At 39.0% G+C, this 12,949-nt stretch carries 14 protein-coding genes; 9 read left to right on the top strand and 5 right to left on the bottom strand.

Annotated elements, in window-relative coordinates:
* The first annotated feature begins 164 nt into the window (after window positions 1–164).
* The 4 genes from Q4443_RS02340 (at window position 165) to Q4443_RS02325 (ending at window position 4,489) form a co-directional block, all read left to right on the top strand.
* Window positions 165–1,964 (top strand): FctA domain-containing protein, encoded by a 1,800-nt coding sequence (locus tag Q4443_RS02340; RefSeq protein ID WP_049518595.1) that lies wholly within the window; start codon window positions 165–167, stop codon window positions 1,962–1,964.
* A gap of 388 nt (window positions 1,965–2,352) precedes the next feature.
* Complete coding sequence (locus Q4443_RS02335; RefSeq protein ID WP_000121156.1) at window positions 2,353–2,994, top strand: amino acid ABC transporter permease; 642 nt, start codon at window positions 2,353–2,355, stop codon at window positions 2,992–2,994.
* A 10-nt stretch (window positions 2,995–3,004) separates the two neighbouring features.
* Window positions 3,005–3,634 carry an amino acid ABC transporter ATP-binding protein gene (locus Q4443_RS02330; RefSeq protein ID WP_000891744.1) on the top strand — a complete coding sequence of 210 codons (630 nt, stop codon included), beginning with the start codon at window positions 3,005–3,007 and terminating at the stop codon, window positions 3,632–3,634.
* Window positions 3,635–3,649: 15 nt separating this feature from the next.
* Window positions 3,650–4,489, top strand: coding sequence for an amino acid ABC transporter substrate-binding protein (locus tag Q4443_RS02325; protein ID WP_049518597.1), 840 nt, complete (start codon window positions 3,650–3,652; stop codon window positions 4,487–4,489).
* 226 nt (window positions 4,490–4,715) lie between these two features.
* Here the strand turns inward: Q4443_RS02325 and lysS are convergent, their stop codons facing one another.
* The 5 genes from lysS to Q4443_RS02300 form a co-directional block, all read right to left on the bottom strand.
* Window positions 4,716–6,206 (bottom strand): lysine--tRNA ligase, encoded by a 1,491-nt coding sequence (gene lysS / locus Q4443_RS02320; protein WP_049518598.1) that lies wholly within the window; start codon window positions 6,204–6,206, stop codon window positions 4,716–4,718.
* A gap of 138 nt (window positions 6,207–6,344) precedes the next feature.
* Complete coding sequence (locus Q4443_RS02315; RefSeq protein ID WP_049479414.1) at window positions 6,345–6,968, bottom strand: histidine phosphatase family protein; 624 nt, start codon at window positions 6,966–6,968, stop codon at window positions 6,345–6,347.
* Entirely contained in the window at window positions 6,968–7,450 is a 483-nt protein-coding gene (locus Q4443_RS02310; protein ID WP_049479415.1) for an aminoacyl-tRNA deacylase, read from the bottom strand. Before Q4443_RS02310 ends, Q4443_RS02315 begins: the two co-directional genes overlap by 1 nt.
* On the bottom strand, window positions 7,450–8,292 hold the full coding sequence (locus Q4443_RS02305) for a DUF368 domain-containing protein (protein ID WP_049479426.1): 843 nt from the start codon (window positions 8,290–8,292) through the stop codon (window positions 7,450–7,452). The genes Q4443_RS02310 and Q4443_RS02305 overlap by 1 nt, the downstream gene beginning before the upstream one ends.
* Window positions 8,293–8,398: 106 nt before the next feature.
* Entirely contained in the window at window positions 8,399–9,199 is an 801-nt protein-coding gene (locus Q4443_RS02300) for a glycoside hydrolase family 25 protein (protein WP_049518600.1), read from the bottom strand.
* 155 nt (window positions 9,200–9,354) lie between these two features.
* Between Q4443_RS02300 and glmU the strand changes: the two genes are divergently transcribed.
* From glmU to rocS, 5 genes are all read left to right on the top strand, one after another.
* Window positions 9,355–10,734: a bifunctional UDP-N-acetylglucosamine diphosphorylase/glucosamine-1-phosphate N-acetyltransferase GlmU gene (gene glmU, locus Q4443_RS02295; protein WP_049518602.1), complete on the top strand. Its 1,380-nt coding sequence runs from the start codon at window positions 9,355–9,357 to the stop codon at window positions 10,732–10,734.
* A 9-nt stretch (window positions 10,735–10,743) separates the two neighbouring features.
* Window positions 10,744–11,289, top strand: coding sequence for an NUDIX hydrolase (locus Q4443_RS02290; protein WP_000393795.1), 546 nt, complete (start codon window positions 10,744–10,746; stop codon window positions 11,287–11,289).
* Window positions 11,290–11,300: 11 nt separating this feature from the next.
* Complete coding sequence (gene macP, locus Q4443_RS02285; RefSeq protein WP_000517872.1) at window positions 11,301–11,612, top strand: cell wall synthase accessory phosphoprotein MacP; 312 nt, start codon at window positions 11,301–11,303, stop codon at window positions 11,610–11,612.
* A gap of 15 nt (window positions 11,613–11,627) precedes the next feature.
* Window positions 11,628–12,320: a 5'-methylthioadenosine/adenosylhomocysteine nucleosidase gene (locus tag Q4443_RS02280; RefSeq protein WP_049490000.1), complete on the top strand. Its 693-nt coding sequence runs from the start codon at window positions 11,628–11,630 to the stop codon at window positions 12,318–12,320.
* 76 nt (window positions 12,321–12,396) lie between these two features.
* Window positions 12,397–12,891, top strand: a complete 495-nt coding sequence (gene rocS, locus Q4443_RS02275; protein ID WP_000021252.1) for a chromosome segregation protein RocS — start codon at window positions 12,397–12,399, stop codon at window positions 12,889–12,891.
* Window positions 12,892–12,949: the final 58 nt, after the last annotated feature.

Genomic DNA, 12,949 nt, shown 5'->3' with positions numbered 1-12,949 from the left:
TTTTTGTCTGAAAAATCTCGCTTTCTTATTGAGTTATAAGGATATTTGATTATTCCCAAAAATTTAGACACAAACAACTACTATGAAATACTTGACAAATTTATATAAGAATATATAATAATAAATAAGGGAATCTATCCCCAAAAATAAAGGAGGCAAATGTTGTGAAAAAGATTAATAAAAAACTTTCTCATGCATTCATGGCGCTATTGTTAGTAGCTTCAGTATTTATCCCAGTACTAAGAACTAGCAATGTGGTTAAAGCTGCTGAACTACCATCTAGTAGCTATACGCTAACGACAGTACCGACAATTAACAATAATAAGTTAGTTGACGGTGCAGAGTATGGTGAAGGGAAATTTTACCTTCAAACCACCTACAAATTCGACAACTCAACAACGTTGAAGAATGGTGACTTTATGGTTTATAAAGTTCCAAATGAATTCAAAATTGAAACAGATTCAACTACTGAAATCTTTGGTAACGATGGAGTCACTAAAGTTGCTGAGTTAACGACAAATAAGTCTGTAAATACAGCGACTGTAACGGTAACTAACGAAGATTATTTTGCTAACTTACCTGAAGAGAAACAAATTTCGGCCTTATTTACTGTTGTATGGGCTGATAATGTTGAACTCAATAAATCATATCCAATCGACATTCCTGGAGCAGGAGTATACAATTTGACTCGTATTGTTCCAGATGAGGATCCAACAGGATTTACTAAATGGGGAGTTCAAGATACGAACGATCCAAATTATATTAATTGGTATATTCGCGTAAACAAATATGCTAATCCTTATGAAGGCGTTTCGATTCAAGATACAATCCCTGAAGGGCAAGTATTAGCTAGTGAGATTACAGGTTACTACTTTACTGAATGGGGTAAGGATGAACATCATCCTCTTTTGAATCCAAGTCACATTGTTGTTCAAGATTCTAATCGCTTCACTATTACTCCAAATGGTAATGGTGATCTAATCAACCAAGGTTTGTATGTAGTTTATAAGACTCGTATCACAGCTCCAGTTGATAATACAACAAAGAAAGCTTTCAATAACGTTAAAATTACGACTTCGACTGAAAACTTTGATGTAGAAGGTTTTGCACCATTAACCACAACTGAAGGTATTAGTTCAGGTTCACGTTCTACAGAAGTTTCATTTGAGGTTTCTAAGCAGTTAAAAGGAAAAGACTTAGCTGCTGAAGAATTTAGCTTCCAACTACTTGATCCAAACGGATCAGTTGTGGAAACTGTTAAGAATGATAAAGATGGCAAAGTGAAATTTAAAGCCGTTAAATTCTCTACAGTGGGTACTTATAAGTATCAGATCAAAGAAGTTAATGATCAAAAACCAGGTTTTGCTTACGATGATAAGACTATTAACGCAGAAGTTACTGTAACAGATGTTTATGGTGAGAAGTTTGCAAGTGTTAAATATGACAATAAAGTTTTTGTAAATTCGTATTCTGCTAAATCTGCAACAACTTCAATTACTGCTAAAAAAGTCCTAAATGGTAAAACTCTTGAGGCAGATAAATATGAATTTGAATTGAAAGAAGGCGACAAACTTGTAGCTACAGCTAAGAATGCTGCAGACGGAACAGTTGCTTTCCCAGCAATTGAATACACTACTGCAGGAACTCACACGTATACTATCACTGAAAAAGATGGTGGTGAAGCTGGTGTAACTTATGATAAAAATGCTTATACAGTAACAGTAAAAGTTGCAGACAATGGTCAAGGTAAACTTGTAGCAAAAGTTACAGGCAATAATCCAACCATCACAAATACTTATGCTGCTGAGACTCCAGGATCTTCTGATGACAAACCTAAACAACCAGGAGAAACTAAAGAACTACCAAATACTGGTACTTCTGAAATGACTATGTTGCTTACTGTTGTAGGAGTAGTACTTGCATTTGGTTCCATTCTCTTATTCCGTTTCAAAAAAGTTAAATAATCTAGTTGAAAAATTTTGATGCCCTTGCTATGGCATCATCAAAGAGCCACTTGTATGGATAGTAGAAATGATACTATTCTTATAAAGTGGTTCTTTTTTATATCTCTAGAGGTATGAAGTGAATGAGAGTAAATAGAGTTCTATATCATTGAAATCTTTATAGATATTTGATAAAAATATTTTGATTATTGTTCTCTCAGAATTAGAAGTTAAACCTATATTCTCGTCTAGAATCCTTATAATTCTTCGAATTCTGTAAGATGATATTTCGCTCTGATTTCTTAGATAAAGGTGTATAGTTCAATAATTATAGAATTTTTTTACAAAAACCCTTGCTAAATTGTTTATTTATGCTATAATAGGAACAATAATTTTTAGGAGGTGCAGTATGTCTTATATGTTTGAGATATTACCAAGTTTATTGAACGGTGCAAGTATGACTCTTCAAGTCTTTGCTCTGGTCTTGATCTTTTCAATTCCTTTAGGTATTGTCGTTGCCTTTGCTTTACAAGTCCGCTGGAAACCCCTCCATTATCTGATTGACCTTTATATTTGGGTGATGCGAGGGACTCCCTTGCTCTTGCAATTAATCTTTATTTACTATGTTCTCCCTAGCATTGGGATACGTTTAGATCGTTTGCCTGCTGCTGTGATCGCTTTTGTATTGAACTATGCAGCCTACTTTGCTGAAATCTTTCGTGGTGGGATTGAAACCATTCCTAAAGGTCAATATGAGGCTGCTAAGGTCTTGAAGTTTAGTCCTTTTGACACAGTGCGCTATATTATTTTGCCTCAGGTTACAAAGATTGTCTTACCGAGCGTCTTTAATGAAATTATGAGTTTGGTCAAGGATACTTCATTGGTCTATGCCCTTGGGATTTCAGATTTGATTTTGGCTAGTCGGACAGCAGCCAATCGAGATGCCAGTCTTGTTCCTATGTTTTTAGCTGGAGCGATTTATTTGATTATGATTGGTCTTGTAACCATTGTAGCGAAAAAACTTGAGAAGAAGTACAGTTATTACAGATAGGAGGATTGCTATGTTAGAATTACGAAATATCAACAAGGCCTTTGGTGGCAAACAAATCTTAACCAATTTCAGCCTATCAATTCCTGAAAAGCAAATCCTTGCAATCGTAGGTCCATCAGGAGGCGGAAAGACAACCCTATTACGTATGTTAGCTGGATTAGAAACCATCGATTCGGGGGAAATCTACTATAACGGCGAATCGCTAGCTATAGACGAACTAGAAAAGCGCAATCTTCTGGGATTTGTTTTCCAAGATTTTCAACTCTTTCCGCATTTGTCAGTTCTAGATAACTTAACTCTGTCGCCCATAAAAACGATGAGCATGGAGAAGGAAGTTGCTGAGAAGAAGGCGCGTGGTTTATTAGAACAACTTGGGTTAGCAGGACATGCAGATGCCTTTCCTTTCTCACTTTCAGGTGGGCAAAAACAACGGGTGGCTTTAGCTCGCGCTATGATGATAAACCCAGAAATTATTGGATATGATGAGCCTACATCAGCCTTAGATCCAGAATTGCGATTAGAAGTAGAAAAACTTATCCTTCAAAATAAAGAGCGTGGGATGACTCAGATTGTTGTGACCCACGATCTTCAGTTTGCGGAAAACATTGCTGATCAGATTCTTAAGGTTGATCCAAAGTAGGAGTAGGAGGTGCCTATGAAGAGAAAGAAAATTGCCCTTGTACTTGCTCTGTTCTTTAGCTTCTTCCTGACGGCTTGTACTCAGAAGGCAAGTGATCCAAATCAGGATAATTGGGCCAAATATCAAAAGCAGGGTAGCATTACTATTGGCTTTGACAATACCTTTGTTCCCATGGGATTTGAGGAGAAGAATGGCCAGTATGCAGGTTTTGATATTGACCTAGCCCAAGCTGTCTCTGAAAAGCTAGGAATTCAGATTAAATTTCAACCCATCGACTGGGATATGAAAGAAACCGAACTACAAAATGGTACCATTGATGCCATCTGGAATGGCTATACAGCTACAGATGAACGGAAAGAGAAGGTTGCTTTTACCATTCCATATATGGAAAATCAACAAGTTTTGGTCTCTAAAAAGTCTCAAAATATCCACTCAATTCAGGATATGACTGACAAAGTTTTAGGGGCCCAGGCTGGATCTTCTGGTTATTTGAATTTTGAAGGACAACCCGAACTACTCAAGAATCGAGTGAAAGACCAGAAGGCTAATCAATACCAAAGTTTCAATGAAGCCTTAATTGATTTGAAAAATGATCGGATTGATGCCTTGTTGATTGACCGGGTATATGCCAATTATTATCTCCAGTCTGAAGGAATATTAAATGACTACAATGTCTTTTCAGCTGGATTTGAAAGTGAAGCTTTTGCAGTGGGTGTTAGACCTGCTGATAAAACTTTGCTAGCTGCTCTGAATCAAGCCCTTGTATCACTATACCAAGAAGGAAAATTCCAGGAAATCAGTCAGAAGTGGTTTGGGGAAGATGTAGCCACCAGTCAAGTTAAAAATCAAGAATAAGAAAAGAGATTGAGTTTTTTCTCAGTCTCTTTTTGTATCGAAAAATCCTCTGGCAAGTACCAGAGGATAAGGGTTTATACTCAATGAAAATCAAAGAGCAAACTAGAAAGCTAGCTGCAGGCTGCTCAAAACACTGTTTTGAGGTTGTAGATAGAACTGACGAAGTCAGTAACCATACATACGACAAGGAAACGCTGACGTGGTTTGAAGAGATTTTCGAAGAGTATTATTTCATTGTTGGGAAGAGCAATACATCACGGATAGTAGTTGTATCAGTGAGGAGCATGCAGAGACGGTCGATACCGATACCCAAACCACCTGTTGGAGGCATACCGTATTCAAGGGCTTCAATGTAGTCGTAGTCAATACCAGTTGCTTCATCATCACCAAGCTCTTTAGCTTTTGCTTGGGCTTCGAAACGGCTAAGCTGGTCGATTGGGTCGTTCAACTCAGTAAAAGCATTACCGTATTCCTTAGTCATGATAAAGAGCTCAAAACGGTCAGTAAAGCGTTCGTCTTCAGGATTTTTCTTAGCGAGTGGAGAGACTGCTACTGGATGTCCATAGACAAAGGTTGGTTGGATCAAGGTTTCTTCGACAAATTCTTCAAAGAAGGCGTTGATAATGTGACCAACTTCAGTGTAGTGTTTTTCAACTGGAACTTTCTTCTCAGTAGCGATAGCTTTTGCTTCTTCAAAAGTCATGTCTTGCCAGAAATCAACACCAGTAATTTCCTTGATAGCATCTACCATGTGAACACGTTTAAATGGTTCGTTGATCTTAATTTCAGTACCTTGATAGTTAACTGGACCATCACCCTTAACTGCCTTAGCAGCGTGTTGGATAATACCTTCCGTCAAGTCCATGATATCTTGGAAGTCTGCATAAGCTTGGTAAACTTCGATAGAAGTAAACTCAGGGTTATGAGTAGCGTCCATTCCTTCGTTACGGAAGATACGCCCAATTTCATAGACACGTTCCATACCACCAACGATAAGGCGTTTCAAGTGAAGCTCAGTAGCGATACGAAGCACCATGTCAATATTTTGGGCATTATGGTGAGTGATAAATGGACGAGCAGCAGCACCACCGGCTTCATTATGAAGGACAGGTGTTTCCACTTCAAGGAAGCCTTTTTGATCTAGATAACGACGGATTTCAGAGATGATTTTTGAACGAGTAACAAAACGTTCGAAGCTTTCGCGGTTAGAAATCAAGTCAAGGTAACGTTTACGATAGATGGTTTCAACGTCTGTCAAACCGTGGAATTTCTCTGGAAGTGGGCGAAGTGCTTTAGACAAGTGTGTGATGTGAGTTGCCTTGATAGAAAGTTCTCCCATATCTGTACGCATGACTTCACCTTCGACACCAAGGAAGTCACCGAGGTCTGCTTTTTTGAAGATTTCGTAGTTTTCTTCACCAACAGCATCTTTACGAACGTAGATTTGGATTTGACCTTCTCGGTCTTGAAGATGGGCAAAGCCGACTTTCCCTTTTCCACGTTTGGTTACTAAGCGTCCAGCGATAGTAGCAGTTTCATTTAATTCATGTAATTGTTCTTTATCAAGTTCTGCAAATTTGTCTTTAAGCTCTTGTGAGTTAGCAGTACGTTCAAAACGTTTTCCGAAGGGATCGATTCCTTGTTCACGGAGCGCAGCCATTTTTTCACGGCGAACGATCTGCTGGTCATTTAGTTCTTCCATATGTTCTGTAGACATGGGTTCCTCCTAATTTTACTCAAAATTTAATACGATGAGTCATTTTTTGCGATACTCCCATTTTATCATAAATAGCAGAGAAATTCACGGATATTCTTTGAAAACTAAAAAGAACTTGACTATTAAGATCAAGTTCCATTATTTTCTTTGATAGGAAGTGTCATTCCATCTTTCTAGAGTGAAGGTTTCAAAATCATCGGTCTCTAAAACTGTCAGACTAGCATTGGCCAAGCCTCCTTCTTTGCGGAGGTGAGCCTCTTTATAGCCTATAAGTGTACGAAGGCTAGCAGTGAGATTGGCCCCATGCCCGACAATCAGAATGTTTTCAGCCGGACTTTCTTTCAGAGATTTGATAAACTGAATGGTTCGCTGAGTCGTAGAGTAGAGGGACTCAGCTTCAAACATCTTCGTATCAAACTGAGCCAGATTAGAGCGAAAGGCCTTGATTTGTTGTGGGTAGATGGCATTGAGCGTAGCAATTTTTAATCCCTCTAGTTTGCCAAGTTGCCATTCACGTAGGTCAGGAATGCTTTTTAAAGGACAAGGAGCCTGGAGTTGACTTTGGATTATTTCAGCAGACTTAACTGCTCTGGGTAAATCACTAGAATAAATCGTATCAAAATGAATTTCATTGAGATACTGCCCAAGTTGTTTTAGGATGTCAATGGACTCTGAAAGAAGGGGAGAGTCGCCACTAGCACCTTGAAAACGTCCTTCAAGATTCCAGACAGTCCGACCATGACGGACAAAATAGAGTTTCATCAGTTGTTTTCCTCCAAGATATCAGCAAAGTCCGCTTTTACAAAGCTGGCTAAGTCTTGAGGTCGGATGATGATACTATGCCCGACTTCTCCAGCAGAGACAATCATTTTGTCTAAATCCAAAGCAGTCTGATCAATAAAAATAGGATAATTGTGTTTTTGGCGAATGCCGACGGGGTTATTAGCCCCATGAATATAGCCTGTCGTTTTTTCCAGATCTTTTTGAGGAATCATGCTCACTTTTTTATTACCAGAAACCTTTGCTAGTTTTTTCTCAGCGAGGTGTTCTGTTATGGGAACGATTCCGATGATTGGGCCTGTTTTGTCCCCTAATAGAGCCAAGGTTTTAAAGATGTGAGTTCGATCATATTCTGAAGGAAGTTCACCCTCAAGCGCATTGATCTGAATACCAGTATGGTCAATACCCGCCTTGGTCAAGATTTGTTCGACCAAGGTTTTTTTTATCTTAACTTTCTTTGCCATTATTTATACTTATCCTCCAATTGACTCATCCAGATACCAAGCCAAATTCCAAGCGCAAAGAAGAAGGCAATGAGAACATAACTCACAATAGAAAGTCCAGTGTATTGGATACTTTCAGCATTTCCAGCATTTGGAATCAAAATTAAGAGGGTGCTTGATAGCACAATCCCAATGATGAAGTGATAAACACGCGAGTGGTAGTTGTTCAAGGCGTGGTCCATTAATTTTGAAAAAATGATGAGGGTTGCACCTGCACCAATTCCGATAGGAAGGAAAGTACCAAATAAATCAAAGGTCTTAAAACCAGTGAGCATTGGAGCGTACAGTCCTAAAATCAAGAGTAGATTTGACGGACTTAAACCAGGCACCAAGACACCAAGCGCTAAAAGAGCACCCGCTAAGATGAAACTAGCGAAACTAGCACTGAGAGAACCAACAACAAAGTTTAGCGCGTAGAGCCCGACACCTGAAAGGATAAAGGTAGTCCAGAACCAGACTAGGTCAATCTTATCGCGATCAGATTCTCGAGTAGATTCTTTAAGGAGGCTAGGAACTGTACCGATGATAGCTCCAGCAAAACTCCATAAAACATAGACTTGGTAATTTTCTAGCAGATACTCAATTGGATAAGAAAACAAACCAATGCCTAGCAACATCCCGATTGCTACTGGGATAAAGTATAGGACATTCTCTTTAAAATCCTTAAAGGGATGAGCCAGAAAGCTAATCATTCGCTCGTAAATTCCCAAAATAGCTGCTAAAACACCACCAGAAATTCCAGGTAGGATAAATCCTAAGGCGATGACGATTCCTTTAATAACTCTTGCAATCCATGAAAACATCATAAAATCCTCAATTTCATAAAATTCTTTCTCTATTCTATCAATTATAACACAGACGAGAAGAAAATGAAAAAACAAGTGAAAAAGAGAGCAATTTTCACTTGTTTTATGGTCTTAAAAATAGTTTTCTGAAGGTTTCTTCTTTTTCCTTCAAGGTAGAAATGAGATTAATATCTAAATGATGCTCAAATCCAGCAATTCTTCCTTTTGAAGTATACTGATGGAGGTCATAGTCTAAATCAGTATTAGGCGTGGTTTCAAAGTAACCTGAATTCGTTCCATAAGATGGAATCCAGACAGCAGAGAACTTATCTGTATTGATACTATGCTCTTGCATGAAATAAACACCGATGTAAATTCCGATATTTTTGGCGCCAAGGGCTTCTAGTTTAGCCCTAAAAGCTTCAACACCTTCGTTCATATCGGACATTGTTTTTTCTTCAACATCGAGCCAATAGTAACTAGGGTTGTATGGAGAAGCAGCATTGTAGAAAACCTCAGCAGCTTTTTCCATTTCTTCCTTACTAGTACCTGCTAGATAGGCATAAACAGCAACTGGAACATTCCGCTTTTGAAATTCTGAAATATGATTTATATAGGCTTTATCGACACCATTGACATAGGCGGCATTATTTGTTTCAGTATGCTGACCCCCATTGTGGACGCGAACAATAACACCAGAAATATTTTGAGATAAGGTATCGTAGTTGATTTCCTCAGGTATTTGCCAGCCAGAGACGTCAATAATAGGTTTGTCAAGATTATGCAAGGCCTGATTTTCAACCTGGACTGCATTGGGTTTTGATTTGACAGGATGGTCTTCATAAGTTGGTCTATTGAGGATCAAAATAGCTATAAATATAGTAAATAAAGTAAAAATAATAGCTGGATGAATCTTTTTTCTCATATTTAAATAGTTTAACGTAAATAGATAAAAAAATCAAAGAAAACATCGGAAAAAGTGAATACATGGGCGTCTTTTCCCTATTTCTCTGTTTGTTTACTCCTAAGAAACTAAATTATGGTATAATATAAGGGAATTTCTAGAGAAAAGAGAAGATTATGTCAAATTATGCCATTATTCTAGCAGCGGGTAAAGGTACTCGCATGAAATCAGATCTTCCAAAGGTACTTCATAAAGTAGCTGGAATTTCGATGTTGGAACATGTTTTTCGTAGTGTTGGTGCTATTCAACCTGAAAAAACAGTTACTGTAGTTGGTCACAAGGCAGAGCTAGTTGAGCAAGTATTAGCCGGTCAGACAGACTTTGTTACCCAATCAGAACAACTAGGAACTGGGCATGCTGTCATGATGGCAGAGCCTATTCTCCAAAATCGTACAGGCCACACATTGGTTATCGCTGGAGATACTCCTCTGATTACAGGTGAAAGCTTGAAAAACCTCTTGGATTTCCATATTAATCACAAAAATGTGGCGACGATTTTAACAGCTGAAGCAACAAATCCTTTTGGATACGGTCGGATTGTCCGTAACGATAATGCAGAAGTTCTTCGCATTGTGGAGCAGAAAGATGCCACAGACTTTGAAAAACAAATCAAGGAAATCAATACAGGAACTTATGTATTTGACAATGAACGTCTTTTTGAAGCTCTTAAAAATATCAACACCAACAATGCCCAAGGTGAGTACTATATTACTGACGTGATTGGTATTTTCCGTAATGCGGGTGAGAAGGTTGGGGCCTATACTCTCAAGGATTTTGATGAAAGTCTTGGTGTAAATGACCGTGTAGCTCTTGCGACTGCGGAAGCAGTGATGCGTCGCCGTATCAATCAAAAGCACATGGTTAATGGTGTTAGTTTTGTCAATCCAGAAGCAGCTTACATCGACATTGATGTTGAGATTGCTCCTGAGGTCCAAATCGAAGCCAACGTTACCTTGAAAGGTCAAACGAAGATTGGTGCGGAGACTGTTTTGACAAACGGTACTTATGTAGTGGATAGCACTATCGGAGCTGGAGCCGTGATTACCAACTCCATGATTGAGGAAAGTACAGTTGCAGATGGCGTAACTGTTGGCCCCTATGCCCATATCCGTCCAGGTTCAAGCTTAGCTTCCCAAGTTCACATTGGAAACTTTGTTGAAGTAAAAGGATCTTCAATCGGTGAAAATACCAAGGCGGGTCATTTGACCTATATAGGAAACTGTGAAGTGGGTAGCAACGTTAATTTTGGTGCGGGAACTATTACAGTCAACTACGATGGCAAAAATAAATACAAAACTGTCATTGGCAATAATGTCTTTGTTGGATCAAACTCAACTATTATTGCTCCTGTAGAACTTGGGGATAATTCTCTGGTTGGAGCGGGATCAACCATTACCAAGAATGTTCCTGCTGATGCCATTGCTATCGGCCGTGGACGACAAGTCAACAAAGATGAGTACGCAACACGCTTACCTCATCATCCCAAGAACCAGTAGGAGTTTGTCATGGAATTTGAAGAAAAAACGATTAGTCGGAAGGAAATCTATCAAGGTCCTATTTTCAAACTAGTACAAGACCAGGTGGAACTACCAGAAGGAAAGGGTACTGCCCAACGTGACTTGATTTTTCACAATGGAGCTGTTTGTGTACTAGCTGTGACAGCTGAGGACAAAATCGTTCTCGTTAAGCAATACCGAAAGGCTATCGAGGCGGTTTCTTATGAGATTCCTGCTGGTAAACTTGAACTTGGTGAAAATGCTGATCCAATGGCGGCGGCACTTCGTGAATTGGAAGAAGAAGTTGCCTACACGGCTAAGTTAGAACTATTGTACGATTTTTATTCTGCGATTGGATTTTGTAATGAAAAACTAAAACTCTACCTCGCTAGTGATTTGGTCAAGGTGGAAAATCCTCGCCCACAAGATGATGATGAAACCTTGGAAGTCCTAGAAGTAAGTCTAGAGGAAGCCAAGAACCTGATCCAGTCAGGTCATATCTGTGATGCCAAGACCATTATGGCGATTCAGTACTGGGAACTACAAAAGAAATAGAGGAGAAACCCATGGGAAAACCTTTATTAACAGACGAAATGATTGAACGTGCCAATCGTGGTGAGAAAATCTCAGGACCACCTCTTCAAGATGACGAGGAAACAAAGATCCTACCAACGTCTTCACAACATTTTGGTTATTCACGTTCTAGAGACCACGGTTTTAGTCAAGATACACTTACAATCGAAGTAGAACCAACAATTCATAAGAGTCGCCGCATTGAGAACACTAAGAGAAATGTTTTTAATTCGAAACTCAATCGTATCTTGTTTGCAGTCATCCTACTTTTGATTTTGTTGATTTTAGCGATGAAACTCTTGTAATTGAAAGGACTTGAAATGAAAATTGGAATCATTGCTGCCATGCCAGAAGAACTCGTATATTTGACTCAGAATTTGTACAAACCTCAAGAAGTTCAGGTCTTGGGAAATACCTACTACACAGGCTCTGTTGGCAATACTGAAGTCGTTCTAGTTCAGAGTGGGATTGGAAAGGTCATGTCGACTATGAGTGTAGCTATTCTAGCTGACCATTTTCAGGTAGAAGCTATCATCAATACAGGATCAGCAGGTGGTCTTGCTGAAGGGATTGCTGTTGGAGATGTAGTGATTGCGGATAAGTTGGCTTATCATGATGTGGATGTGACTGCTTTTGGCTATGCTTATGGCCAAATGGCTGGTCAACCTCTTTACTTTGAATCCGATAAGAACTTTATCGCTAGGATTAAAGAGAATTTATCTAAATTAGAACAGAACTGGCACCTAGGATTGATTGCTACAGGGGACAGTTTTATAGCTGGAGATGATAAGATTGCTAGTATCAAATCCCACTTTCCAGATGTGTTAGCAGTTGAAATGGAAGGGGCTGCTATTGCACAAGCAGCTCAGGCTCTTGGCCTACCTTTCCTAGTCATTCGTGCCATGAGTGACAATGCCAATCACGAAGCCTCTATCTCTTTTGATGAATTTATTATCGAAGCTGGACGTCGTTCTGCCCAAGTATTACTAGCCTTTTTAAAGGCCTTAGATTAAGCGGAAATTTGACAGTTTATCTAGCTTATGATAAGATTTAAATAAAGAAAAGCTAGAAAACGTTTCAGAGGATATTATGAGTATTGAAATGACCGTCAGTGAGATTGCAGAGGTCTTAGGACTATCTCGTCAAGCAATCAATAATCGTGTCAAAGAACTTCCTGAAGAGGACACGAAAAAAAATGACAAAGGTGTAACTGTAGTTACTCGAAGTGGCTTGATCAAGCTAGAAGAAATCTACAAAAAAACGATTTTTGAAGATGAACCAGTCAGTGATGATGTCAAACAACGTGAACTGATGGAAATCTTGGTCGATGAGAAAAACGCTGAAATTCTTCGCTTGTACGAGCAGCTCAAGGCCAAAGACCGCCAGTTATCAGAAAAAGATGAACAGATGCGAATCAAAGACCGACAGATTGCTGAAAAGGACAAACAGTTGGACCAACAGCAACAGTTAACTCTTCAAGCCATGAAGGATCAAGAAACCTTGAAACTCGAGTTGGACCAAGCAAAAGAAGAAGTCCAAGCAACCAAAAAAGGCTTTTTTGCTCGCCTTTTTGGAGGAAAATAAAGAAGCTGTTTGGGTTACTCACTAACCTAATGGCTTCTTTTATTATTTATAGTTTAGT

The sequence above is a fragment of the Streptococcus sp. GP0011 genome (genome assembly GCF_030546305.1).
Lineage (GTDB): Bacteria > Bacillota > Bacilli > Lactobacillales > Streptococcaceae > Streptococcus.
Note: the sequence above shows the minus strand (reverse complement) of the source record. Positions and strands in the feature narration are given on the sequence as shown.